This window comes from Pseudomonas sp. AIG, from assembly GCF_977020205.1.
Genome location: NZ_CDROCK010000030.1, coordinates 12,755 through 38,437, shown reverse-complemented (window position 1 = coordinate 38,437; position 25,683 = coordinate 12,755). Strand labels below are relative to the sequence as shown.

The window sequence follows — 25,683 nt, the reverse complement described above, 5'->3', positions numbered from 1 at the left end:
TTACATCTTTTAATTATTGAAACTTACCCTACAAGTTTATTTCCGGCTAAAGACTACTCCGACAAAATTACTGGAAATTTCCTACCTAATATCCTCTTGCCAATAATCCATTACAAACTATTATGAAGTTGTCACCACGAGGTGACTTCAACTATCAATGAACAAGGAGTTCACATCATGAAACGTATTTCTCTGGAAAGTAAAAAAATCGCAAACCTGGCTTTTCTGGTTGCCCCTAAAGCCCGCTAAGTAAGTCAGGACGCTGGGAAGTGCCGGCAATCCGGCGTCCTTTTGACTTTTTCCAGAGTGAATCGACAGACATGCACATCAACCCTTACTTATTTATATTGCCGCGCTCACCCGGGCAAATCGTGTGGAACTATAAAAACCACACACAACATGAACTTGATCTGAATGATGCCAATCGTCTTGCGCAACTAATACACAACCCGGAACTTTTCGACGCCCACAACATAATAGACACACAACTATTAAGCGCGGGCATTCTAACCGTTTCAAAAATAGACAGTCCGCAATGGGGTTGGGATGAGCTGTCGAAGATTTATCACATCGGCACGCAAAATATTCCCTGCGAACATACTCCACAGAATATTCACGAGTGGTCCAGACAATATCTGGCGCACTGCAACGAAGTACTGGCCACCCCACAGCCCGCTACAGACCGCCCGACGCCAGCACAAGAGCAGCGCATCGCCCTGCCTGCGCCGTGCGCTCTGAATGACGACCGTCTGGGAAATGTTCTGCTCCAGCGCAAAACGTGCCGATCCTATACAGGTGCAGCGATAACGCTGAAGGACGTCGGTACCCTGCTCTATCTTGCCCTCGGCTATCTCCAGGAACGTGACAATGACCGCGACGACAGCATCGCCCAAGGGCTCAGCGCACGTCGAAGCAGCCCTTCCGCGGGTGGTCTGAACGCTTGTGAAGGCTTTCTGCTGGTCCAGAACGTCGAGGGACTGGAGCCCGGCATCTACGCGTATCATCCCGCCGACCACACCTTGAGCCGGGTCAATCCGTTACCTCAACCTGCACTCGGCCAATTGCTCGGCGGTCAGCATTTCATCAACAACCTGCCGTTGGGGTTGTTCATCACCGCACGTTTTGACCGGCTCTGGTGGAAATACGAACACTCGCGGGCCTATCGCATGGCCTTCGTCGAGGCCGGTCACCTGTCGCAGACCTTTCAACTGGTCGCCACGGCACTGGGCCTCAATACCTGGCTGACCGGCGCGTTTGCCGACCAGCAGGTTGAAACGCTGCTCAACCTCGAAAGTAGCGCTGAACAGCCGTTGTTCTTCGTGGGTTGTGGGCAAAGCGATGGGCAAGTGATGTGCCAGGAAATGCGCGATCTGTTGCGTGAGGGGCACGCATGACCCTGTCGATTGCCACCCCGGATGAAGCGCCGGTGTCCTGGGCGCTCAAATTCACGCTGGGAGACTGGGACAGCCGTGCCTCCGTGCGCACCAGTACCCATGACTATCAATTGCCCGACGACGTGCCGCTGCAACTGCAAACCCGGCACTGGTTTCCACCGGCGTTTCTGCCTTATCTGGCACACCCGGCCATTCAGGCGGCGGGGCGTGATGTGTTGCACCGGCTGTCAGCCAGCCATCTGGTGCACTTTCTCGATTACACCACCCTGCTCGAACATCGCATCGTCAATCGTGCCGTGGAAGCCATCGTGCACCGCGAACTGCCCATTTACGTGCCTCTGCCGATGAAGCACGCGGCGCTGCAGCTCTACACCGACGAGGGTTATCACGCGCTGTTCTCCAATCGCCTCGCAGAACAGATCGCCGCTTTCTACGGGTTCACCGGACGCCCGGTGATTCCGAAGCGCATCTCCCGCATGAATGCTCTGATCGCCCGCACCCCGGAAAAAAACCGGGCACTGGCATGGTTTCTGCTCGGCTTCGTCTCGGAAACCGTCATTGCCCGGGAGCTGCTGGACGTCTGCCGCGACAGCCTGGTGTCCAGTGTCAACGACATGCTGCGTGACCATTTGGCGGACGAAGCCCGCCACAGTCGATACTTCGCCGAAGCGTTCCATTACTTCTGGCTGTCGATGAACAGCCGCCAGCGCACGTTTGCGAGCAGAACACTGCTGGAAATCATCGGGATTTTTTTCGAGGCGGACGAAGGCTGGCTGCAACAGAGCCTGCGAGGAGCCGGCATCGCCGACAGTGACGTGATGGACATCGTCGGCGGCATGGCCACGGTGCAGGCCAATCGTGCGCGTGCACGATCAGGTTCCATCGCTACGCTTGATGCACTGCGCAAGGCCGGTTTTTTCGCACTTCCTCATAACCAGAAACTTTTTGCCAAGGCAGGTCTGATCGATGGATAAAGGAAAATCCGAGGCAACCACCCGGCAGCGCCGCGCTGCTGTCAGCCTGTTGTTGGCCATGGTGCTGCTGGGCGTGTTTCCACTGGATGTTCTGCTGCCTTCATTTCCAGCACTCGCGGCGCATTTTCGCAGAACACCGGCAGACATCGCACTGTCCATCAGCCTGTTTGCTGTGGGGATCGCGTTTGCTCAGGTCATGATCGGCCCCCTCTCGGACGTGATCGGGCGCAAAGGCTTGTTACTCGCCGGCATGAGCGTATCGATGCTCGGTGCGCTCGGCTGCGTGATGACCGCCGATTACACGCTATTCCTCATATTCCGGGTGATGCAGGCCCTGGGCTGTGGATGTTTCGTGCTGTCCCAGGCGCTGGTACAGGATTTGTTCGAAGGTGAGGAACGCGACCGCTTGCGTATCCTGATGGTCACAGCCACCGGAATTTTCATCTCGGTATCGCCGCTGGCCGGCACCTTTCTCCAGACCACACTCGGTTGGCGCGGCAGCTTCTGGGTATTTACCGCGCTGTCCGCCATGGTGCTGATCAAGGCCTGGCTGTTTTTACCGAACAACCGCCCGGCCTACAGTGGCATACAGCTCGGTTTCATTCAGTCCTACCGCCGCGTGCTGGGGGATTTCGAATTTGTCGGCTACTGGCTGATTTCAGCGTTTGCTTTCGCCTGCCATTTCTCGTTCATCGTGATTTCGCCGTTGATTTTCATGGATCAACTGCAACTCGCACCTTATGATTTTTCACTGATCCTGCTGGTTTACGGTGCTGCCTATATCGTCGGTGGCATCCTCGCCGCCGTACTCAATCGACGCATCACGCCGGTTCAACAAATCTTCACCGGGCTGAGCCTGATACTGCTGTCGGGACTGGCAATGCTGTACCTGGCGGCCAATCATGCGCTGGCGCCGGCCACGGTGTTGATTCCGATGCTGATCTGCACGGCGGGCACCACCATTGCCCGCCCCGCCGCCACCTCCAGGGCCATGAGCCTGTTTCCTGAGAATGCCGGTACTTCGGCCTCGGCGGGCAGTACGATCATCTTTATTTGTGGTGGGCTTATCAGCGCGTTGATCAGCCTCAGCCCGGCCAATCTGCAATCGACACTGGGCTACAGCTTTGTGCTGCTGAGCGCGATAGCGCTGGTACTCAACAACCGACTCAGCCGTCGCGCGCGAAACCTGGAAGGCAATGTCATGGTGCAGACCGGCGGTGATTAAAACCCCCGGTCGTCATTCCATACACGCCGTCTGCACTGGAACAACGCTTTGCGCCATTCCCTCCAGACGCCAGCGGTGTAGAATCGGCTGATTCATCGCCATTCATCCCCCGGCGGGTTTATGAGCTCAGGCTGAGACCAGCGGCGATCCCGCAACGTCATCGGCAACTTCACGGACACACGGCCATTTCTGAGTGTTCCAGACGTCAATAGAAGCTCACTCCCCTTTTGCACCTGATTAGTAAGTGATTAGCCGCCCGGAGTGTTCCATGCCAGATTACCGTTCGAAAACATCCACCCACGGCCGCAACATGGCCGGCGCCCGCGCACTGTGGCGCGCCACCGGGATGAAAGATGACGACTTCAAAAAACCGATCATCGCCATTGCCAACTCGTTCACCCAGTTCGTACCGGGCCACGTGCATCTGAAGGATCTGGGCCAACTGGTCGCCCGTGAAATCGAACGCGCCGGCGGTGTAGCGAAAGAATTCAACACCATCGCCGTGGATGACGGCATCGCCATGGGTCACGACGGCATGCTGTATTCGCTGCCGAGCCGCGAGATCATCGCCGACTCCGTCGAATACATGGTCAACGCCCACTGCGCTGACGCTATCGTGTGCATTTCCAACTGCGACAAGATCACCCCGGGCATGTTGATGGCTGCCTTGCGCCTGAACATTCCGGTGATCTTCGTTTCCGGCGGCCCGATGGAAGCCGGCAAGACCAAACTCGCGTCCCACGGCCTCGACCTCGTCGATGCCATGGTAATCGCCGCCGACGAAAGCGCTTCTGACGAGAAAGTCGCTGAGTACGAGCGCAGCGCCTGCCCGACTTGCGGTTCGTGCTCAGGCATGTTCACCGCCAACTCGATGAACTGCCTGACCGAAGCACTGGGTCTGGCATTGCCGGGCAACGGTTCGACCCTCGCCACCCACAGCGACCGCGAGCAATTGTTCCTGCAGGCTGGCCGCACCATCGTCGAGCTGTGCAAGCGTTACTACGGCGAGAACGACGAATCGGTATTGCCGCGCAACATTGCCAACTTCAAGGCGTTCGAGAACGCGATGATGCTCGACATCGCCATGGGCGGTTCGACCAACACCATCCTGCACTTGCTCGCGGCCGCTCAGGAAGCCGAGATCGATTTCGACCTGCGCGACATCGACCGTCTTTCGCGCAGCGTTCCACAGCTGTGCAAGGTTGCGCCGAACATCCAGAAGTACCACATGGAAGACGTGCACCGCGCCGGCGGCATTTTCAGCATCCTCGGCTCGCTGGCCCGTGGCGGCCTGCTGCACACTGACCTGCCGACCGTGCACAGCCGCAGCATGGAAGAAGCCATCGCCAAGTGGGACATCACCCAGACTGACGATGAAGCCGTGCATCACTTCTTCAAGGCCGGTCCTGCCGGTATCCCGACGCAGACGGCGTTCAGCCAGTCGACCCGTTGGGAAACCCTGGATGACGACCGTGAAAACGGCTGCATCCGCAGTTTCGAACACGCCTATTCGCAAGAAGGTGGTTTGGCCGTGCTGTACGGCAACATAGCCATCGACGGTTGCGTGGTGAAAACCGCCGGTGTCGACGAATCGATCCACGTCTTCGAAGGCAACGCGAAGATCTTCGAAAGCCAGGACAGCGCCGTACGCGGCATCCTCGCTGACGAAGTGAAGGCTGGCGACATCGTCATCATTCGTTACGAAGGCCCGAAAGGCGGCCCGGGCATGCAGGAAATGCTCTACCCGACGTCGTACCTGAAATCCAAAGGCCTGGGCAAAGCCTGTGCGCTGCTCACCGACGGGCGTTTCTCCGGCGGTACGTCGGGCCTGTCCATCGGTCACGCTTCGCCTGAGGCAGCGGCCGGCGGTGCGATCGGTCTGGTGCAGGACGGCGACAAAGTGCTGATCGACATTCCGAACCGCTCGATCAACCTGTTGGTCAGCGATGAAGAACTGGCCGCACGCCGCGCCGAGCAGGACAAGAAGGGCTGGAAACCGGTCGAGATTCGTCCACGCAAAGTGACCACCGCGCTCAAGGCTTACGCCCTGCTGGCGACCAGTGCCGACAAAGGTGCTGTGCGTAACAAAGCGATGCTCGACGGGCTGTAAGCGTCAAATCGCCGAAACAAAAATGCCCCGTCAAAGTGCGGGGCTGATCGTTCCCACGCTCTGCGTGGGAATGTCTCAAGGGACGCTCCGCGTCCAGTGACGCGGAGCGTCACGGGCTGCATTCCCACGCAGAGCGTGGGAACGATCAACAGGTGAACGCATTCCAATTGTAGGAGTGAGCCTGCTCGCGATAGGAGCAACCCGGTTTTACTGAATCTCCTCCGGTTTGACGATCACCCAGTTCTTGTCCGCCGTCACCGGCAAACCTTCCTTGGCCTGCGCCGCCGCATGCTTGGCCATCATGCCGTTCAACTGCGTCATGTACTTGTCCTTGCGGTTGATCCACAAGTGAATCCCGCCCTTGGCCACGTCGACATCGTGGAACAGCATGTAGCCGTCGCTGGTCGGCGTATCGCCACCGACCAGTACCGGTTTTTTCCACTCGTCGATGTAAGTGAGGATCGCCGCGTGCTTGCCGGCCATCCACGTTGCCGGGGTCCACAGATACGGGGTCAGTTCGAGGCCAAGGTTGGCCTTCTCGTCATATTTGCCGGCGGTGATCTGCTTGCGTGCAGTGGTCAGTTCGTTGGTCTCGCGGTTCTTCAGCAGCGTGGTCACGCCGATGACGTTCTGCGGTTTGACGTTGTAGCCATACTTCGGATCCGCCGCGACCATGCGCACCAGCTCCTCAGAGGCCGCGGTCATCACGTAGACCTCGATGCCGTTCTCCATCAGCTTGTTGTACAGCTCTTGCTGGCCGGTGAAGATCTTCGGCGGATTGACGTCGAGTTTCTTCACCGCATCGCCTTCGTAATACGTCGCCGGCACGGGTTTGCCCGAAGCCATCAGCTCATCGACGTAGCCTTTGAGTTCTTTGAGGGTGAAGCCGGAGAACACCTGCGCCACCCACGGGTAGCAGACCATGTCGTCGACTTCACAGAGGCGATAGTAGTAACTGAACAGGCTTTCCTTGTGGTCGGCGGTGTCCTTGAACGGCATCAGTTTCAGGGAAGGATCGAGTTTGTCGCGGGTGATCAGGCCCTTGTTTTCCATGAACGGCAACAAGGACTCTTCGAGGTCGTATCGGTAACTGGTGTTGTCCATGTCGAACACCGCGTAGTTACCCTTGTTGGCATTGGCGGCGATCATCGCATCCAGCGCCTTGGCCTGATCGGCCGGCCAGTGTTTCAGGTCGGTGGCGAAGGCCTGAGTGGCCAGACCCATGCCCACAGCCAGTGCGACAGCCAGAAATTTCGGTGCGAACTTCATAAGCCTCTTCTCCCTGATTCAAAGAGATCGACGCTAACAAATAAGTGTGACAGTCCTCGTCTGTCAGCGACCGCCCCCGTCCCTATTGCGCCAGATGCATTGCCGAGAGCGACACAGGCTTATTCCAAAAACGACGGACGACCTGCCATTTCGGTATTAAATCATTGCAAATCAAACTGTTAGGCTTGCCGGTTCGCAGCAGCCCCGGAAGGCTGTTGGCAAAGTCTTTCCTGGAGTTCTCATGAACCTACCGTTGATTCTCAACCTGCTGGTGTTCCTCGCCCTGCTCTTCGGTCTGGCGCAAACCCGCCACACCACGTGGAGCCTGGCGAAAAAAGTTTTGCTCGCACTGGCGATGGGCGTGGCGTTCGGCGTGGCCCTGCACAGCGTTTACGGTGCCGGCAATCCTGTGCTGAAAGCCTCGATCGGCTGGTTCGATCTGGTCGGAAACGGTTACGTGCAGTTGCTGCAAATGATCGTCATCCCGCTGGTGTTCGCCTCGATCCTCAGCGCTGTGGCGCGTCTGCACAACGCCTCGTCGTTGGGCAAGATCAGCTTCCTGACTATCGGCACGCTGCTGTTCACCACCGCGATTGCGGCGCTGATCGGCATCGGCCTGACCAACCTGTTCGGCCTCACCGCTGAAGGTCTGGTCGCCGGCACCCAGGAAATGGCCCGTCTGCAAACCATTCAGACTGACTACGCCGGCAAGGTTGCCGACCTGAATGTGCCGCAACTGCTGCTGTCGTTCATCCCGCAGAACCCGTTTGCCGATCTGGCCCGGGCCAAGCCGACGTCGATCATCAGCGTGGTGATTTTCGCCGCATTCCTCGGGGTCGCGGCGCTGCAACTGCTCAAGGATGACGTCGAAAAAGGTCAGAAAGTGATCAACGCCATCGACACCCTGCAAGCCTGGGTGATGCGTCTGGTGCGTCTGGTGATGAAACTGACCCCGTACGGCGTGCTGGCGCTGATGACCAAAGTGGTCGCCGGTTCCAACCTGCAAGACATCATCAAACTCGGCAGTTTCGTCGTGGTGTCGTACCTCGGTCTGGGCCTGATGTTCGTCGTTCACGGTTTGCTGGTATCGGCGGCCGGGATCAACCCGCTGCGTTTCTTCCGCAAGATCTGGCCGGTGCTGACGTTCGCGTTCACCAGCCGTTCCAGCGCGGCAAGCATTCCGCTGAGCATTGAAGCGCAGACCCGTCGTCTGGGGATTCCGCAATCGGTGGCGAGTTTTGCTGCTTCGTTTGGTGCGACGATTGGCCAGAACGGCTGCGCCGGTCTGTACCCAGCGATGTTGGCGGTGATGGTTGCACCAACCGTGGGTATCAACCCGCTGGATCCGCTGTGGATCGCGACGTTGGTGGCGATTGTGACGCTGAGTTCGGCCGGTGTGGCCGGTGTCGGTGGCGGCGCGACGTTCGCGGCGCTGATCGTGCTGCCGGCGATGGGCTTGCCGGTGTCACTGGTGGCGTTGCTGATTTCGGTTGAACCGCTGATTGATATGGGCCGTACGGCGTTGAACGTGAGTGGTTCGATCACCGCTGGTGCGATTACCAGTCAGGTGATGCAGCAGACCGATAAAGAATTGCTGGATGCCGATGAGCATGCGGAGTTGGCTCAGGCTTAAGCCAAGGTGATCGTTCCCACGCTCCGCGTGGGAATGCAGCCCGTGACGCTCCGCGTCACCTGGACGCGGAGCGTCCGTTGAGGCATTCCCACGCAGAGCGTGGGAACGATCTATATGCGCTCCCAGACTTCGAAGCTGTACGCGGGTTTGTCGCCTTCAGCCGGATTCGGCACATTCGACACCAGCTTCCACTGGTTCAAATCAAACTCCGGAAACCACGCATCCCCTTCCGGGCTCAACGCCACGCGCGTCAGAAACAGACGATCCGCCTGCGCCAGCCCTTGCGCGTATAACTGCGCGCCGCCAATCAGCATCAGCTCATCAACGCCCTGCGCCTTCGCCCATTCCTCGGCGCGAACCACGGCAGCTTCCAGCGACGGATAAACTTCCGCACCTTCCAGCACCAGATCGGCCTGACGGCTGACCACGATATTGAGGCGGCCCGGCAACGGACGGCCAAGCGAATCCCAGGTCTTGCGACCCATGATGATCGGCTTGCCCAAGGTCGTGGCCTTGAAGTATTTGAAGTCCCCCGGCAGGTGCCAGGGCATGCTGTTGTCGACGCCGATCACACGGTTTTCACCGAGGGCTGCGATCAGGCTGAGGGGGAGTGATTTAGTCATGCCGGCGAGGATACCAGAGCCGCGCTTACCCCGATAAGCGCCACAGCGGTTATGCTCAGCGCTGGATTAAGCGACGGGATGCCGCGTGACTGAACTGACTCCACTGCAAAACCTCTGGCTCACCGAGACCGTGCGCCTGCGCGAAGAACACGCAGGCCCATTGGATGATCTGGAAGCCAATCGGCTGGCGCGCACCGCCGGCGGCGATCTGCCGAGCCGCATTCAGCGCCGGGCGCTCTGGCTGGCCGAACGTGACGGGCTGACGGCCGCTCTCAAACACTGGCTGCAAGGTGCTCGCCTGGCGCTGCTATTGATGGTGCTGCTGGCCTGCGTCACCGGCGCAGGCATGGCATTTTCTGCGCTCGGCGACGGTACGCGAGCGGTGAACATTTTCTGGGCGCTGGGCACGTTGCTCGGGGTCAATCTGATCCTGCTTCTGAGCTGGGCGCTCGGCCTGCTGTTCGCCGGCGAACACGCGGCAGCGCTTGGCAGGTTGTGGCTGTGGCTTAGCGAAAAATTTGCCCGGGACGCCAAAGCCGCGCAATTGCCCCCTGCATTACTGGTCTTGCTGCAACGCCACAAACTCAATCGCTGGGCGATTGGCACACTGGTCAATGGCCTGTGGCTGCTGATCATGCTCAGCGCGTTGAGCATGCTGATATTGATGATGGCCACTCGGCAATATGACTTCATCTGGGAAAGCACGCTGCTGGGCGCAGACTTCTTCGCGGCACTGACGGATGCGTTGACGGTCATTCCCCAAGCGCTGGGCTGGAGTGCGCCGAGCGTGGACATGATTCGCGTGACGCTGGACACCGATTACAACCGCGTGCTGGTTCGCCAGATGTGGGCGATATGGCTGGTCGGCGCGGTGCTGATCTATGGCGTGCTACCGCGTCTGCTGCTGATGCTGTTCTGCCGTTGGCGCTGGAAACGTGGCCGGGATCGCTTGCGTCTGGAGCTGAACCTGCCCGGCTACGCGCAACTGCGTGAACGCCTGATGCCAACCAGCGAGCGCCTCGGCGTCAACGACCCTGAGCCGGCGCAACTGCATCGCGTCGAAAGCAGCGTCGGCGAACTCGCCAGCGAAGGTGCGTTGCTGGTGGCCATCGAACTCGACGAACAACGTCCATGGCCGCCAGCGCTGCCGAAAAACGTCAGCAATGCCGGCATCCTCGACAGCCGCGAATCGCGCCACAAACTGCTCGAACAACTCAGTCGCTTTCCGCCGGCACGTCTGGCAATTGCCTGCGACCCACGGCGCTCGCCGGATCGCGGCAGCCTCGCGTTGATCGCAGAACTGGCGCGCAATGCCGGGGAAACCCGCGTCTGGCTGCTGCAAGCGCCACCCGGCGAAGCACTCGATGCCGAACGCCTCGGCGACTGGCACATCGCGCTGCAACAGCTGGAGCTGCCGTTCGCCGATTGCGCGCCGTTGAACTGGCTGGAGACTGGCCATGACTGATGCCTGGAAAGCGCCGCTGAAACTTGCAGTGGTCGGCCACACCAACGTCGGCAAAACCTCGCTGCTGCGCACGCTGACCCGCGATGTCGGCTTCGGCGAAGTCTCGCATCGCCCGAGCACCACGCGGCATGTCGAAGGCGCGCGGTTGTCGGTGGATGGCGAACCGTTGCTTGACCTTTACGACACGCCGGGGCTGGAAGACGCCATCGCCCTGCTCGACTTTCTCGAACGTCTTGAACGCCCCGGCGAACGCCTCGATGGCCCGGCGCGGCTGGCGCGGTTTCTGGACGGCAGCGAGGCACGCCAGCGCTTTGAGCAAGAAGCCAAAGTGTTGCGGCAATTGCTCGCTTCCGACGCCGGTTTGTATGTGATTGATGCCCGCGAACCGGTGTTGGCCAAATATCGTGATGAGCTGGAAGTGCTCGCCAGTTGTGGCAAACCGCTGCTGCCGGTGCTGAATTTTGTCAGCAGCGCCAACCATCGCGAGCCGGATTGGCGTGAGGCGCTGGCGCGGCTCGGGCTGCATGCGCTGGTGCGTTTCGACAGTGTGGCGCCGCCCGAGGATGGTGAGCGGCGACTGTATGAAAGTCTTGCGTTGCTACTGGAAAATGCTCGTCCGCAACTGGAGCGGTTGATTGCCGATCAACAGGCTCAGCGCCTCGCCCGTCAGCAAAGTGCGGCGCGTTTGATTGCTGAATTGTTGATCGATTGTGCGGCTTGTCGGCGCAGTGTGGTCAGTGAAGCCGAGCAGGAACAGCAAGCCATCAGCGAATTGCGCAAGGCTGTGCGCCAGCGTGAGCAAAAGTGTGTTGAGGCGCTGCTCAAGCTCTACGCGTTCCGGCCACAGGATGCGGCGGCGAGTGATTTGCCGTTGCTGGATGGGCGTTGGGGCGATGACTTGTTCAACCCGGAAACCTTGAAGCAACTCGGTGTACGCGTGGGCGGTGGCATTGCTGCCGGTGCGGCGGCGGGGGCTGGTGTGGATTTGCTGGTTGGCGGGATTACCCTCGGCGCGGCGGCATTGGCAGGTGCGATTGCTGGGGGCGCTCTGCAAACGGCGCGCAGTTATGGCAGTCGCTTGCTCGGCAAGATCAAAGGGCAGCGCGAGCTGACGGTGGATGACGGGGTGTTGCGGCTGTTGGCGTTGCGCCAGCGGCAGTTGGTGGTGGCGCTGGATCAGCGTGGGCATGCGGCGATGGATGCAGTTCAGGTGGCGACGCCACAGGACAAGACCTGGCGTGAGGGCAAGTTGCCCGAAGCGCTGAATAAGGCGCGGGCGCATCCGCAGTGGTCGTCGTTGAATCCCCATGCAAAGTTGAATCAGGGGGAAAGGCAGGAGCAGATTGAGGCGTTAGTGGGGAAGGTGCTTGAGCTGTAAACGCTGACCCTCACCCCAGCCCTCTCCCGGAGGGAGAGGGAGCTGACCGTGTTGTTCTTTGGTCATACATCGACCTGAGATATCCAGTCGAACTCAGGTTTGAAAGGCATGAAGATCGGCTCCCTCTCCCTCCGGGAGAGGGCTGGGTGAGGGCAGCAATCACTCAGCCGACAACAAAACCTCAGCCTTGCGCTTGAGAACCGCCAAATCAATCACCGGCACCGCCCTCTCCTTGGCCAACTCATCCCACTGCCGCATCCGCAAACTCACCGCACACAACGGATCCCGCTCAAACACATCCGCCTCAGCCTCCGTCATCACCCCGCCCTGATACGCCAGCGTCCGCCGACTCGCCTCACTCAACCGATCAAAATACCCCGGCTCACGCAACGTCAGATACCGCTTGGCCTGCACGTGATATTCCACCAGCCGCGCCATGCGCTCGCTGAAACCGGCCTCGCGCAAATAATCCGCGCCCAGCCGCTCATGGCTGACCACACCATAACCGCCCATGTTCTCCGCGCCCTCGGCACACAGATGACCGATGTCATGAAAGAACGCCGCCAGCACCACTTCGTCATCAAAGCCCTCGGCGATTGCCAGTTCAGCGGCCTGGGACATGTGCTCGATCTGCGACACTGGCTCGCCGATGTAATCGCTGGTGCCGAAGCGCTCATACAACCCGAACACCCGGGCGACGACTTGTTGGTGATCCGCCATCAGATTTCCTCCAGCAACTGCGCGATATTGCGCTCAGCCAACGCCGGGCCGACGCTCATGCCGACGCCGGTGTGCATCAGCGCCACACTCAAACCCACTGCCGGGCGCAGCAACGAAAACGGCCCCGGCCCCCGGGAACCATAGACGCCCTGCCAGCGCTCGACCACCTGCACCTTGCAGCCCAGCGTCTGCTCGGCCAGTTCAAGCATCCAGTTATCCACTTGCTCGGCGTTGAACGGTGAAGGGTCGCGGCCGTAATGGTGCGAGTCGCCGATGATCAGTTCGCCGTACGGCGTCGGGCTGATCAGCAGGTGGATACCGTTGTCGTGCAGATGCGGTTGTTCGCGCAGGATCTGCGCCTGCACCGCCGCCGCTTCCGGCAGATCGGCAAAGGCGCCGTAGTGCACGCAACTGAGGCCCGTGAGCAAGGCGTGTTGCAGATTCAGATCAATCTGCGGTTTGGCGCGGAGCATTTGCAGGCGGCAGATTTGCGGATCGAGCGCGGCGATCGGTTCGGCGAGCAAGGTCTGATAATCGTGGCCGGAGCAGACGATGATCTGCTTCGCGGTGAAACTGCCGGCGGTGCTGTGCAGACGCCCCGGCTCGACATCGCGCACCAGCGTGGAGAAGTGGAACTCGACACCGAGGTCGCGGCGCAGGTAATCGATCAATGCCGGAATCGCTTCGCGCGAGTACAGCTGTTGATCGTCGATGCCGTGGAGGGCGGCGCGGTGATGGCTGAACTGGCCGTTGTAGAGATCGCGTAATGCGGCACCGCGCAGCAGGTCGACGTTGTAGCCGTGTTCAATGGCGCGAGTGGCGCAGAAGGTGTCGAGCAGGTGTTCTTCGACTTCGGTTCTTGCGAAAAGATAAGAGCCGTTGCGCTTGATTTGCAGGCCGGCGAGTTGCGCCCAGTCACCCCATATCTCGCGGCTGGCCTTGGCCAGTTCGAGCATTGGGCCCGGCGGTTGGCCGGTGACCAGGGCCTGGCCGAAGTTGCGCACCGAGGCGCCCAGCGGCGTGGCGGTGCGTTCGAAGACGGCGACGTTGAGACCACGTTTGGCAGCGGCGTAGGCGTGGGACAGGCCGAGGATGCCGGCGCCGACGATGAGCAGGTCTTGGTGTTGTGTCATTTAGAAATGTCCTGCATGGGAGACCGCTATCGCGAGCAGGCTCACTCCTACAGTTGGAATGCGTTCCCCTGTAGGAGTGAGCCTGCTCGCGATGAGGCCCTGTCAGCTTGCGAAGATTTACTTGGCAGCCACTTTCTCGGACTTGCCGTCATAACGCTTGCGCCACTCGGTCAGGATCTCGTCACGATTCTTCGACGCCCAGGCAAAGTCGTTCTTGATCAGACGCTGCTCGTAGTCGGCTGGCAATTCAGTCTGCGGCTTGGCAATCCCCGGCTGAGCAAGGACAGCGAAGTTCTCCTTGTACAGATCCATCGCCTCGGCGCTGGCAGAGAAGTCAGCCAGTTTCTTCGCCGCTTCTTCATGCGGCGTGCCTTTGATCACCGCCGTCGCTTCGATCTCCCAGCCCAGACCTTCCTTTGGCAGGATGATGTCCAGCGGCGCGCCCTGACGTTTCAGCTGTACGGCTGGATACTCAAAGGAAATACCGATCGGAAACTCGCCCGCCGCCGCTAACTTGCAAGGCTTGGAACCGGAGTGAACGTATTGGCCGATGTTCTGGTGCAGACCGTCCATGTAGGCCCAGCCCTGCTTCTCGCCGAAGGTTTGCAGCCAGGCGCTGACGTCGAGGAAACCGGTGCCGGACGACGCCGGGTTCGGCATGACGATCTTGCCTTTGTACTCAGGCTTGGTCAGATCCTGCCAGCTTACTGGCTTGGTCAAACCCTGCTTCTCGGCCTCGACAGTGTTGAAACAAATGGTCGCGGCCCAGACGTCCATACCGACCCAGGCTGGCGGGTTGGCGGCGTCGCGGTAGTTCGCGCCGATCTTGCCGAGGTCCTTCGGCGCGTAGCTTTGCAGCATGCCTTGCTGATCGAGGATCGCCAGGCTCGAAGCGGCCAGGCCCCACACCGCGTCAGCCTGCGGACGGGCCTTTTCGGCGAGCAGTTTGGCGGTGATGATCCCGGTGGAATCACGCACCCATTTGATCTCGACGTCCGGGTTGGCCTTTTCGAAGGCTTCTTTGTAGGACTTCAGTTGCTCGGCTTCGAGGGCGGTGTACACCGTCAACTCGGTTTTTGCCGCGAAGGCATTCAGGCTGAAAGTAGCGAGCACAGCAGCGGCCAGGGCCAAAGGCTTGAACATGATCGGTATCCTGTCTTTTGAGTTGAGGGTGTGAATCAGTGACCGGGCGCGGTTTGCCGCCAGGCTTGAGAACGGCGCAGCAAGCCGCGCGAAGCCCACGCCAGCAGCAAGGACACGCCCGCCGAGGTGAACAGAATCAGGGTCGACATCGCCGCCGCGCCGCCGACGTTGCCGGCGTCATCCATGTTCAGCACCGCGACCGCCGCGAGGATGGTGTCGGGGCTGTAAAGAAAGATCGCCGCCGACACCGTGGTCATTGCCGAGACGAACAGGTAGCGCACGATGTCCAGCAGCGCCGGCAGGCAGATCGGCACGGTGACGCGCAGGTAGTGCCGATACAGCGGCGCCTTCAGCGACAGCGCGGCGGCTTCGAACTCGGCGTCGAGCTGGCGCAGCGCGGTGGTCGCGGTCATCTGCGCGGTGGTCAAATAATGCGCAATGGTGCAGACGATCAGCAGCGTCATCGTCCCGTACAGCACATGCAGCGGGTTGCCGGTGAGGTTGAAGAAGAAGACGTAACCGAGACCGAGCACCAGCCCCGGCACCGCCATCGGCACAAAGCTGAGCATGCGCAAGGCCAGGTTGAGGCCGCGCTGGCTGCGGGTTTTCTCCATCAGGTAAGCGCCGGTGAAGATCAGCACGCTGCCGATCAACGCCGTGCCCAGCGCCATCTTCAAACTGTTGCTGTAGGCCAGCCAGCCACCGCCAGCGGTTTCATTGAACTGGTAATGGTTGAGCGACAGCGACAGGTTGTACGGCCAGAACTTCACCAAGGAGGAGAACACCGCCATGCCGAACACCAGAATCAACGCCGCGCTGATCAGCAAAACAATCGCCAGATAACAGCCATCGCGCACTTTCGACGGTGCCGGTTTGAATACCTGCGCCCGCCCGCTCATGGAATCGCCATGGCGGCGACGCAGCCAGGCATCGACGCCGAAGCTGAACAGCGCCGGCAGCAACAGCACCATGCCGATCAACGCGCCGCGACCGAATTGTTGTTGGCCGACCACGGCTTTGTAGGCTTCCAGCGCCAGCACTTGATAGTCGCCACCGACCACCACCGGCACACCGAAATCGGTGATGGTCAGGGTGAACACCAGACAGAATGCGGCGAACACAGCCTGCCGAGTCGCCGGCCAAGTGATGCTACGGAACGCCTTGGCCGGACTGGCGCCCATGCTCGACGCAGCATCGAACAGCCGCGCATCGGCCAGCGACAATGCCGACAGCAAAATCATCAGCGCATGCGGGAAGGTGTAAATCACCTCGCCCAGCACAATCCCCCAGAACCCATAAATGTTGTCCGAGAGCAGCCCGCGCAACATGCCCTGGTTGCCAAACAGATAGACCAGCGCAATCCCCGGCAGCATCGACGGCGCCATCAGCGGCAACAACGAAATGCCGCGCCAGATGCCCTTCGCCGGAATCATTGTGCGTTGCAGCGCGTAGGCAAACAGGTAAGCCAGCGGTACGACGATGGCCGCAACGCTGAGGGACACTTTCAGACTGTTGCCGAGCAGCCAGTGGAAATTCTCGCTGGTGACCATCTCCTTCGCCGCGATCCAGCCACCGCCCTGCCCGGCCTCGCTGCTGAAACCACGCCAGAAGATCGCCAACAACGGCAGCAACACCGCGACGCCGAGCAACAGCAGCAAGAGAACTTTGCCACCGACGACAAAAATGCGGTCGCCGATCTCGGCTTTGGAGGACTGTCGCACCTGCTTGTGCGGTAGCGGCAGCGCGAGGTTGCTGTTCATCAGGCAAACACCTGCAGGCTGCGCGGCGGCAAGGCGACCATGATCTGCTGGGCGCCGAGGCGCGGCATGGCTTCCGGCGCCAGTTCAGCGAGCAAGGCGTGGCCCGGCAGTTGATCGAGTTCGAAACTCATGCGGCAGCGGTTGCCGAGGAAGGTGATCTCGCGGACTTTGGCCGGGAACAGGTTTTCTTCATGCACTGGTGGATTGACGTTGATCGCTTCCGGGCGGCAGAACAAACGGCCCGAAGCGCGCTGGATGCTGCCGTCGCTGAGGCGCAGGTTCATTCCGCCGACCTGCGCGTGAGTGTCGCTGCTGCGCTGGAACGGCAGCCAGTTGCCCTGACCAACGAACTCCGCCACGAACGGCGTGGCCGGGCGGTTGTAGATTTCCTGCGGGGTGGCGTACTGCTCGACCCGGCCGTTGTTCATCACGGCGATGCGGTCGGCCATGAGCATGGCTTCGTCCTGATTGTGCGTGACCATCAGGGTGGTGATGCCGAGGTTGCGTTGCAGTTGGCGCAGTTCGGTGCACAGATGCTCGCGGACGCGGGCGTCGAGAGCGGACATCGGTTCGTCGAGCAACAGCAGCGACGGCGCCGGCGCCAAGGCCCGAGCAAGAGCAACGCGTTGTTGTTGGCCGCCGGACAATTGGCCGGGGTGCTTTTTCTCGCTGCCGGTGAGGCCGACCAGTTCGAGCATCTGCCCGACGCGACGGCGCACTTCGTCGCGACCGCTGCCGGCGAGGCCGTAGGCAATGTTCGCTTCGACGGTCAGATTGGGAAACAACGCGTAGGACTGGAACAGAATCCCGTAGTCGCGGGCCTGCGGGGCAAGGTGCGAGACGTCGCGATCGCCGAGGTACAGTTCGCCGCTGTCCTGCTTCTCCAGCCCGGCGATGCAGCGCAGCAACGTGGTTTTGCCGCAGCCCGAGGGGCCGAGCAGGCACACCAGTTCACCGGCGGCGACGTCGAGGGAGACGTTATCCAGCGCAGTGAACGCGCCGAAGCGTTTCTGCACGCCGCGCACTTTCATCGGCGCACCGGGGTTGGTCAGGGCAGTTGCGATGGCAGGATTCATGGACAGACCTCATCAAGCAGATGAGGCCAATCCTAGAGTTGTAATGCGTCCGTCATGTGGCAACGAGGCAAAAACGGCCGATAGTGGTATTCGGGGATTTTGGTTCACCAGAGATCGTTCCCACGCTCTGCGTGGGAATGCTGCCCGGGACGCTCTGCGTCCCAAAAGCCGAACGCGGAGCGTCCGTAGAGGCATTCCCACGCGGAGCGTGGGAACGATCATTACGCGGGGGACATTTCCTGCGCCAACCCAAGAAACGCCGCCGGCAACCGCGCGCCTTTCCTCTCTTTCAGGCAATACAGATATTCAGGAATCTGCGGCGCATTCTCGATCGTCAACACGCGCAACTGCGGATCATGCGGCACTTCCTGCCGCGCAATAATGCTGATGCCGATATTGCGCAACACCGCCTCCCGAATCGACTCACGGCTACCAATCTCCAGCAACGGCCCGAAACTCACCCCCGCAGTCGCCAGCAACTCCTCCGTCAATCGCCGCGTGGTCGAGCCTGACTCGCGCATCAACAGCGTGTGCCCGGCCAGCGCACTCAACGCCACATGCTCCTGCGCCGCCAGCGGATGATTGCGATGCACCGCCAACACCAGTGGATCCGTGCCCAACACCCGGCGAATCAACCGCGCGTCATCGAGCAATTGCGATGACGCGGCGATGTCCACCCGGTAATCTTCCAGCGCTTCGAGCACCTGCTGCGAGTTGCCGATTTCCACCGACACTTCCACTTGCGGCAGACGCTCGCGAAAGGTCTTCACCAGATCGAGGATGTAATACGGCGCGGTCGCTGCGATGCGCAACGTGCCCTGCACCTGACCGCTGTTGCGCAGGAAAAATTCGATGTCGGCCTCCTGCTGCAACAGTGTTTTGACCATCGGCAGCAACCGCGCGCCTTCGTCGCTGACGCTCAGACGCCGGCCGCCACGGTAGAACAACTCCACCGAATACTGACTTTCCAGATTGCGGATCTGCGTGGTCACGGTCGGTTGGCTGAGGCCGAGTTTTTTCGCCGCCAGCGTGATGCTGCCCAGGCGGGCGACCATGTAAAACGCTTTCAGCTCGGCACTCAGCACAACCTTTCCTCACTCTATTTGCGCAGCAGGCGCAAACCGTTGAACACCACCAACAGGCTCACGCCCATGTCGGCGAACACCGCCATCCACATGGTGGCGAGCCCGGCGAAGGTTACCGCAAGAAAGATAGCTTTGATCACCAACGCCAGCGCGATGTTCTGTTTCAGGATGCTCGCGGTATTGCGCGACAGGCTGATGAACGCCGGGATCTTGCGCAGATCATCGTCCATCAGGGCGACATCGGCGGTTTCGATCGCCGTATCGGTGCCGGCGGCGGCCATGGCGAAACCAATCTCGGCGCGGGCCAGTGCCGGCGCGTCGTTGATGCCGTCGCCGACCATGCCGACTCGGCGACCCTGTGCATAAAGGTCTTCGATGGCTTGCAGTTTGTCGGTCGGCAGCAAGTCGCCCCGCGCTTCGTCGATGCCAACCTGCGCGGCAATCGCCTGGGCGGTGTGGACGTTGTCGCCAGTGAGCATCAGGGTTTTCACCCCGAGTTCATGCAACTGACGGATCGCTTCGCGGCTGGTTTCCTTGACGGTGTCGGCCACCGCGAACAGCGCCAGCGGGCCGGAACTGTCGAGCAGCAGCACCACGGATTTGCCCTGTTTCTCCAGCGCGAAGAGTTTTTCTTCCAGTGCCGGCGAGCACAGGCCCAGTTCTTCGACCAGACGATGGTTGCCCAAGTGATAAGTCTGGCCGTTGATTTCGCCTTTGACGCCACGGCCGCCCAACGCTTCGAAGTTATCCACAATCAGCGCGGCGAAGTTTTTATCCACAGCGGCGTTGGCGATGGCCAGCGACACCGGGTGATCGGAACGGCCGGCCAACGCCGCAGCGATTGCCGGGGCCGTGGCATCGGCGGTTGGATCGAGGGACAAGTAATCGGTCTGCACCGGCTTACCGTGGGTGATCGTGCCGGTTTTATCCAGCGCCAGGTAATCGAGCTTGAAACCGCCCTCCAGGTACACGCCACCCTTGACCAGAATGCCTTTGCGCGCCGCTGCGGCGAGGCCGCTGACGATAGTCACCGGCGTCGAAATCACCAGTGCACATGGGCACGCGACCACCAGCAACACCAGCGCGCGGTAGATCCAGTCGAACCACACGGCGCCCATGAACAGCGGCGGAATGATCGCCACGGCCAAGGCAAACACGAACACTACGGGCGTGTAGATTTTCGAGAACTGATCGACGAAGCGTTGAGTCGGTGCGCGCGCACCTTGAGCCTGTTCAACCGCATGGATGATGCGCGCCAGGGTCGAGTTGTTCGCCGCTGCGGTCACCGTGTATTCCAGCGACCCGGCCTGGTTGATGGTGCCGGCGAAGACTTTGTCGCCGATGGTTTTTTCCACCGGCAGGCTTTCGCCGGTGATCGGCGCCTGATCGATGGTTGAACTGCCACTGACGACTTCACCGTCCAGCGCAATGCGCTCGCCGGGTTTCACTCGCACGCGGGCGCCGAGTTCGACGCTTTTCACGTCCTGTTCAATCCAGCTGCCGTCAGCCTGCAACACCGTGGCTTGCTCCGGCGTCATCTGCATCAAACCGCTGATCGCATTTCGCGCACGGTCCAGCGAGCGCGCTTCGATCAGCTCGGCGACGGTGAACAGGAACATCACCATCGCCGCTTCCGGCCACTGGCCGATGAGGATCGCACCGGTGACGGCGATGCTCATCAGCGCGTTGATGTTGAGGTTGCGGTTCTTCAGGGCGATCCAGCCCTTTTTATAGGTGGTTAGGCCACCGCTGAGGATCGACACCAGCGCGATGATCGCCACCACCCAAGTGGGCGCGGCGTTGGTGAAGTGGATGACTTCGGCAGCGAGTGCGCCAACACCGGACAGCGCCAACGGCCACCAGTGTTTTTTCACTGGCACCGGGGCCGGAGAGTCGACGCCCGCCTCCAAGGGTTCGGCGTGCATGCCGAGGGATTTGATCGCTTCGGTGATCGGCTCGGTGCCCGGCAGGTTATGGGTCACGCCGAGTACGCGGTTGATCAGGTTGAATTCCAGTTGCTGCACACCGGCGAGTTTGCCGAGCTTGTTCTGGATCAGCGTCTGCTCGGTCGGACAGTCCATTGCCTCGATGCGGAAGCTGCTCAGCCGCGCATCGGCGCTGGTTTTCTCGCTCAACTGCACCAGCGCTGGCGCGGCGGTTTTCGACGAGCAGCAAGAATCTTCGTGCGCATGAACCGGTGCCGGTGCTGCGACTTTCGACCCGCAGCAGGAATCGCCGCCCTGTGAATGCTTATGCACAGGCTGCAATTTATGACTGTGGTCGTGTCCGTCGCCGGGCTTGTGGGTGTGCTGGGAATCGCTCACTGGTCGCGTCCATGAAGGTGCCTGTTGCCAAGTAAAGACCCTGTAGCCACTATAGGGTCAAGCACCCTTTTGGAGATTGTCGTCATGAAGATCGGAGAACTGGCCAAACTCACCGACTGCGCCGTGGAAACCATCCGCTACTACGAGCGCGAAAACCTCCTGCCAGAGCCGGCCCGCAGCGACGGCAACTACCGCGTCTACACCCAGGCCCACGCCGAACGCCTGACGTTCATCCGCAACTGCCGCACCCTCGACATGACCCTCGAAGAAATCCGCAGCCTGCTGGCCATGCGTGATAGCCCGCAGGATCAGTGTGAAAGCGTGAATACGCTGATCGACGAACACATTCAGCATGTGAAGGCGCGGATTGATGGGTTATTGGCGTTGCAGACGCAACTGCTCGACCTGCGCCAACGTTGTGGCGAAGGGCCGGTGGCGGATCAATGCGGGATTTTGCAGCGGCTGGAAGTGAGTGGCGGGGTTGTCGCGACGGAAGTGGAGCACTCCCATGTAGGCCGCAGCCACGGCCACTGACGTTGGCGCTCGTTCCCATGCTCCGCGTGGGAATGCCGCCATGGACGCTCCGCGTCCTAAGTGACGCGGAGCGTCACGGGATTCATTCCCACGCAGAGCGTGGGAACGATCCTGCTGACTAGACCGCCATTGGTGCGGTCATTGGCGCGTGGTGCTCATAGCCTTCCAGCGAGAAATCGCTCGGCTCGACCAGTTCCAGCCATTCCGGCTGGTACACGCCAGTCTTGGCAAACTCCGGCACACGATCGGAGATCTTCAGCTTAGGCATGGCAAACGGCTCGCGTTTGAGCTGTTCGTTGAGCATGTCCAGATGGTTCTCGTAGACGTGCGCATCACCGATGAAATAGGTGAACCAGCGCGGCGTGTAACCGGTCAGGCGACCGATCAGGCTCAGCAGCGCGGCGCCTTCGGTGAGGTTGAACGGTGTGCCCAGACCCAGATCGTTGGAGCGGATGTAGAGGGTCAGGGAAATTTCCTTGGTCTCGACATTCGGGTGGAACTGGTACAGCAGATGGCACGGCGGCAGGGCCATTTCATCCAGCTGAGCAACGTTCCAGCCGTGGAACAGAATACGGCGGCTGCCCGGATCGTTGATGATCGTGTCGACGCACTGGCGCACCTGATCGATGGCTTTGTACAACACCACGTAAGCCTGGCCGTCTTCTTCGCCCTGAGCGATCTGCTTGTAGCCGTTGCTCAAGGTTTGTTCGATGGCGGCGCTGTTGCTCAGCGGGATCTGCTTGTACGCCGGCCATTTGCGCCATTGCACGCCGTAGATTTCGCCGAGGTCGTCGTCGCCCTGACGGAACGGGTTGGCCAGCCACTGCGCGTTTTCGTTGGCGTTCTGGTCCCAGACCTTGCAGCCCAGCGCGCGGAATTCAGCGGCATTGTTGACGCCACGGAGAAAACCGCACATCTCGCCGATGGCCGATTTGAAGGCCATTTTGCGCGTGGTGATCGCCGGAAAACCTTCCTGCAGATCGAAACGCAGCATCGCACCCGGGAAGCTGATGGTGTTGATGCCGGTGCGGTTGGCCTGTTTGCTGCCGTTCTGAATGACGTGCGAGACCAGTTCGAGATATTGCTTCATGAGTTACCTGTGTCCTTTGAGCCCCGGCGTCGCGCGCCGGGGTTCGTAGTTTAAGCCGTCGGTGCGAGCGGTGCTGCCGGCGCGCGACGATAGGCCAGCCAGATCAGGAACAGCCCGCCGACGATCATCGGCACGCAGAGCACCTGGCCCATGGTCAGCCAGTTCCAGGCCAGATAGCCCAGTTGCGCATCCGGTACGCGAACGAATTCGACGATGAAACGGAAGATGCCGTAGAACAGCGCGAACATGCCGGAAACGGCCATGGTCGGACGCGGCTTGCGCGAGAAAATCCACAGGATCAGGAACAGCGCCACGCCTTCCAGCGCGAACTGATACAGCTGCGACGGGTGACGCGGCAGTTGCGCCGGATCGCTGAACGGCGGGAAGACCATGGCCCACGGCACGTCAGTGGCTTTGCCCCACAACTCGGCGTTGATGAAGTTACCGATACGCCCGGCGCCCAGACCGATCGGCACCATTGGCGCGACGAAGTCCATCAGCTGGAAAAACGACTTGCCGTTGCGCTTGCCGAACCACAACGCGGCCAACATCACCCCGATAAAGCCGCCGTGGAACGACATGCCGCCCTTCCACACTTCGAAAATCAGCGTCGGGTTGGCCAGATACGCGCTCAGATCGTAGAACAGCACATAGCCCAGACGTCCGCCGACGATCACGCCCATCGACAGCCAGAAGATCAGATCGGAGAGTTTCTCCTTGCTCCAGGTCGGGTCGAAACGGTTGAGCCGGCGCGACGCCAGCAGCCACGCACCGCCGATGCCGATCAGGTACATCAGACCGTACCAGTGGATTTTCAGCGGACCGATGGCCAGGGCCACCGGGTCGATCTGCGGGTAAGGCAGCATTGCGACTCCTCGTTAGAGTTGAAACCAAAATTCCCGGGCGACGCTGCCACCTCAGGATTAAGCCAGGATTGCGACGCGGTTAAAGCAGGAAGCTCAGACCCACGCTGAACAGCAAAGCGGCGAACAGCCGTTTCAGCAAGCGCGGCGACAACCTGTGCGCCAAGCGCGCGCCGATGCGGGCGAAAACCATGCTGGTCAGGGCGATGCCCAGCAGCGCCGGCAAATACACAAAACCGAGACTATGCGGTGGCAACAACGGATCGTGCCACCCCAGAATCATGAAACTTAATGCACTGACCAAGGCAATCGGCAGGCCGCAGGCTGAGGAAGTCGCCACGGCTTGCTGCATCGGCACGCTGCGCCAGGTCAGGAACGGCACGGTCAAAGAGCCCCCGCCGACGCCAAAAATCGCCGAAGCCCAACCGATGATGCTGCCGGCCACGGTCAGACCGAGTTTGCCCGGCACCGTTCGGCTGGCCTTGGGTTTGATGTCCAGCGCCAGTTGCACCGAGATGATCAAGGCAAACACGCCGATGATCTTTTGCAAGTGCGGGCCGGAGATCGCCTCAGCGGTCAGCGCGCCGAAACCTGCACCGAGCAGAATGCCAACGGCCATCCACATGAAGATCGGCCAGCGCACCGCGCCTCGTCGATGATGTTCACGCACGGCGTTGACCGAGGTGAAAATAATCGTCGCCAGCGACGTCCCGACCGCCAGATGGGTGAGGATCGACTGATCAAAGCCCTGCAGGGTGAAACTGAACACCAGCACCGGCACGATAATGATCCCGCCGCCGACGCCAAACAGCCCGGCCAGCACGCCCGCACAGGCGCCCAGCGCCAGATAGAGCAGAAATTCCATGACCGTCTCCCCAGACCGCATCCGCAAAACCGGAGCGGCATGGTAACGGATGCATAGCCTTCTGCTCCACTGGCGATGGATGCACGGACGCTGGATGCGTAGAGTGAGCAAAAAACACACAAGGACCACCTTATGTGCCTGATTGTTTTCGCCTGGCGCCCGGGCCATGCCCAGCCGCTGATCGTCGCGGCCAACCGCGACGAATTCTATGCCCGGCCGAGTCTGCCGCTGGCGCAGTGGCCGGAAGCGCCGCATGTGTATGCCGGGCGTGATCTTGAGGCCGGTGGGACCTGGCTGGGGATTGGCGCCAGCGGCCGCTTTGCTGCGTTGACCAATATCCGTGATCCGCATCAGCCGCCAGCGCGCAAGTCGCGAGGGGAGTTGGTGGCGCGGTTTCTCACCGGTGATGCGTCGATTGATGATTATTTGAGCGATGTGGTCGGGCGTTCGGCGGAATATGCCGGGTTTAATCTGTTGCTCGGCAACAGTCATGAGCTTTGGCACTTCAATGCGCGGATGTCGGAACCGGTGATGCTGGAGCCAGGTGTTTACGGACTGTCGAATGCCGGGCTGGATACGCCGTGGCCGAAGTTGCTCAAGGCCAAGGCTGCGTTGAGCGCGGTGCTGGAGGATCCGCAGCCTCAGCGGTTGCTGGCGCTGTTGAGTGATGCGCAGACCGCGCCGGATGTGGAATTGCCGGATACCGGGGTGGGTCTGGCGACGGAGTCATTGTTGTCGAGTGTGTTTATTGCCAGCCAGAGTTACGGGACGCGGGCGAGTACGGCGTTGATCGTTCAGGCGGATGGGTCGCGGCGGATGGTCGAGCGCAGTTTCGGGCCGTATGGCGGGCATTTGGGCGAAGTGGAGATAACAGCTTAAGAGCAGACCCTCACCCCAGCCCTCCCGAAACGTCGGACCGCCCGTAGGGAGAGGGGGCCGACCGAGGTGTCTTGAGCCATACATCGACCTGAGAAACCGCGTCGATTATGGATTCGGCACAGCACTATCAGGTCGGTGCG

At 60.6% G+C, this 25,683-nt stretch carries 21 protein-coding genes; 9 read left to right on the top strand and 12 right to left on the bottom strand.

All coding sequences use genetic code 11. The features are described 5' to 3' along the window. The first annotated feature begins 320 nt into the window (after positions 1-320). From ACWR1S_RS17820 to ilvD, 4 genes are all read left to right on the top strand, one after another. Positions 321-1,394 (top strand): SagB family peptide dehydrogenase, encoded by a 1,074-nt coding sequence (locus ACWR1S_RS17820; protein WP_454564413.1) that lies wholly within the window; start codon positions 321-323, stop codon positions 1,392-1,394. After that, positions 1,391-2,368 (top strand): diiron oxygenase, encoded by a 978-nt coding sequence (locus tag ACWR1S_RS17815; RefSeq protein WP_454564412.1) that lies wholly within the window; start codon positions 1,391-1,393, stop codon positions 2,366-2,368. Before ACWR1S_RS17820 ends, ACWR1S_RS17815 begins: the two co-directional genes overlap by 4 nt. Next, a complete protein-coding gene (locus ACWR1S_RS17810) occupies positions 2,361-3,593 on the top strand; it encodes an MFS transporter (RefSeq protein WP_454564411.1) in 1,233 nt (410 codons plus the stop codon). The genes ACWR1S_RS17815 and ACWR1S_RS17810 overlap by 8 nt, the downstream gene beginning before the upstream one ends. A gap of 268 nt (positions 3,594-3,861) precedes the next feature. After that, positions 3,862-5,703, top strand: coding sequence for a dihydroxy-acid dehydratase (gene ilvD / locus ACWR1S_RS17805; RefSeq protein WP_454564410.1), 1,842 nt, complete (start codon positions 3,862-3,864; stop codon positions 5,701-5,703). 207 nt (positions 5,704-5,910) lie between these two features. Here the strand turns inward: ilvD and ACWR1S_RS17800 are convergent, their stop codons facing one another. After that, a complete protein-coding gene (locus ACWR1S_RS17800) occupies positions 5,911-6,972 on the bottom strand; it encodes a haloacid dehalogenase-like hydrolase (protein WP_454564409.1) in 1,062 nt (353 codons plus the stop codon). A gap of 241 nt (positions 6,973-7,213) precedes the next feature. On the opposite strand from ACWR1S_RS17800, the gene ACWR1S_RS17795 reads away from it, so the two are divergent. After that, positions 7,214-8,605: an L-cystine transporter gene (locus ACWR1S_RS17795; RefSeq protein ID WP_454564408.1), complete on the top strand. Its 1,392-nt coding sequence runs from the start codon at positions 7,214-7,216 to the stop codon at positions 8,603-8,605. A 110-nt stretch (positions 8,606-8,715) separates the two neighbouring features. Here the strand turns inward: ACWR1S_RS17795 and ACWR1S_RS17790 are convergent, their stop codons facing one another. Further along, a complete protein-coding gene (locus tag ACWR1S_RS17790; RefSeq protein WP_454564407.1) occupies positions 8,716-9,228 on the bottom strand; it encodes a dihydrofolate reductase in 513 nt (170 codons plus the stop codon). Between the two features lie 85 nt (positions 9,229-9,313). On the opposite strand from ACWR1S_RS17790, the gene ACWR1S_RS17785 reads away from it, so the two are divergent. Then, complete coding sequence (locus tag ACWR1S_RS17785; protein WP_454564406.1) at positions 9,314-10,693, top strand: DUF2868 domain-containing protein; 1,380 nt, start codon at positions 9,314-9,316, stop codon at positions 10,691-10,693. Next, positions 10,686-12,071 carry a GTPase/DUF3482 domain-containing protein gene (locus tag ACWR1S_RS17780; protein WP_454564405.1) on the top strand — a complete coding sequence of 462 codons (1,386 nt, stop codon included), beginning with the start codon at positions 10,686-10,688 and terminating at the stop codon, positions 12,069-12,071. Before ACWR1S_RS17785 ends, ACWR1S_RS17780 begins: the two co-directional genes overlap by 8 nt. A 159-nt stretch (positions 12,072-12,230) precedes the next feature. Here ACWR1S_RS17780 and ACWR1S_RS17775 read toward each other — a convergent pair whose 3' ends face one another. From ACWR1S_RS17775 to ACWR1S_RS17745, 7 genes are all read right to left on the bottom strand, one after another. Next, positions 12,231-12,791, bottom strand: a complete 561-nt coding sequence (locus ACWR1S_RS17775; RefSeq protein ID WP_454564404.1) for a phosphonate degradation HD-domain oxygenase — start codon at positions 12,789-12,791, stop codon at positions 12,231-12,233. Further along, a complete protein-coding gene (locus tag ACWR1S_RS17770; RefSeq protein ID WP_454564403.1) occupies positions 12,791-13,924 on the bottom strand; it encodes a TIGR03364 family FAD-dependent oxidoreductase in 1,134 nt (377 codons plus the stop codon). The genes ACWR1S_RS17775 and ACWR1S_RS17770 overlap by 1 nt, the downstream gene beginning before the upstream one ends. A gap of 117 nt (positions 13,925-14,041) precedes the next feature. After that, positions 14,042-15,067, bottom strand: coding sequence for a putative 2-aminoethylphosphonate ABC transporter substrate-binding protein (locus tag ACWR1S_RS17765; protein WP_053124777.1), 1,026 nt, complete (start codon positions 15,065-15,067; stop codon positions 14,042-14,044). A 35-nt stretch (positions 15,068-15,102) separates the two neighbouring features. Next, complete coding sequence (locus ACWR1S_RS17760; RefSeq protein WP_454564402.1) at positions 15,103-16,827, bottom strand: putative 2-aminoethylphosphonate ABC transporter permease subunit; 1,725 nt, start codon at positions 16,825-16,827, stop codon at positions 15,103-15,105. Continuing rightward, on the bottom strand, positions 16,827-17,903 hold the full coding sequence (locus ACWR1S_RS17755) for a putative 2-aminoethylphosphonate ABC transporter ATP-binding protein (protein ID WP_454564401.1): 1,077 nt from the start codon (positions 17,901-17,903) through the stop codon (positions 16,827-16,829). Before ACWR1S_RS17755 ends, ACWR1S_RS17760 begins: the two co-directional genes overlap by 1 nt. 221 nt (positions 17,904-18,124) lie before the next feature. Further along, a complete protein-coding gene (locus ACWR1S_RS17750) occupies positions 18,125-18,988 on the bottom strand; it encodes a LysR family transcriptional regulator (RefSeq protein ID WP_064388038.1) in 864 nt (287 codons plus the stop codon). A gap of 14 nt (positions 18,989-19,002) precedes the next feature. Then, entirely contained in the window at positions 19,003-21,312 is a 2,310-nt protein-coding gene (locus ACWR1S_RS17745; protein ID WP_454564400.1) for a heavy metal translocating P-type ATPase, read from the bottom strand. 84 nt (positions 21,313-21,396) lie between these two features. Between ACWR1S_RS17745 and cadR the strand changes: the two genes are divergently transcribed. Continuing rightward, on the top strand, positions 21,397-21,846 hold the full coding sequence (cadR, locus tag ACWR1S_RS17740) for a Cd(II)/Pb(II)-responsive transcriptional regulator (protein WP_454564399.1): 450 nt from the start codon (positions 21,397-21,399) through the stop codon (positions 21,844-21,846). Positions 21,847-21,964: 118 nt separating this feature from the next. Here the strand turns inward: cadR and ACWR1S_RS17735 are convergent, their stop codons facing one another. The 3 genes from ACWR1S_RS17735 to ACWR1S_RS17725 form a co-directional block, all read right to left on the bottom strand. Next, the gene (locus ACWR1S_RS17735) at positions 21,965-22,936 is read right to left on the bottom strand and encodes a thymidylate synthase (protein WP_400755319.1); all 972 of its coding nucleotides are present in this window, start codon (positions 22,934-22,936) and stop codon (positions 21,965-21,967) included. 50 nt (positions 22,937-22,986) lie between these two features. Next, positions 22,987-23,802 (bottom strand): prolipoprotein diacylglyceryl transferase, encoded by an 816-nt coding sequence (lgt, locus tag ACWR1S_RS17730; protein ID WP_150706345.1) that lies wholly within the window; start codon positions 23,800-23,802, stop codon positions 22,987-22,989. Positions 23,803-23,881: 79 nt separating this feature from the next. Beyond that, positions 23,882-24,664: a sulfite exporter TauE/SafE family protein gene (locus tag ACWR1S_RS17725; protein ID WP_160042245.1), complete on the bottom strand. Its 783-nt coding sequence runs from the start codon at positions 24,662-24,664 to the stop codon at positions 23,882-23,884. Positions 24,665-24,796: 132 nt separating this feature from the next. On the opposite strand from ACWR1S_RS17725, the gene ACWR1S_RS17720 reads away from it, so the two are divergent. Beyond that, entirely contained in the window at positions 24,797-25,543 is a 747-nt protein-coding gene (locus tag ACWR1S_RS17720) for an NRDE family protein (RefSeq protein ID WP_454564398.1), read from the top strand. Positions 25,544-25,683: the final 140 nt, after the last annotated feature.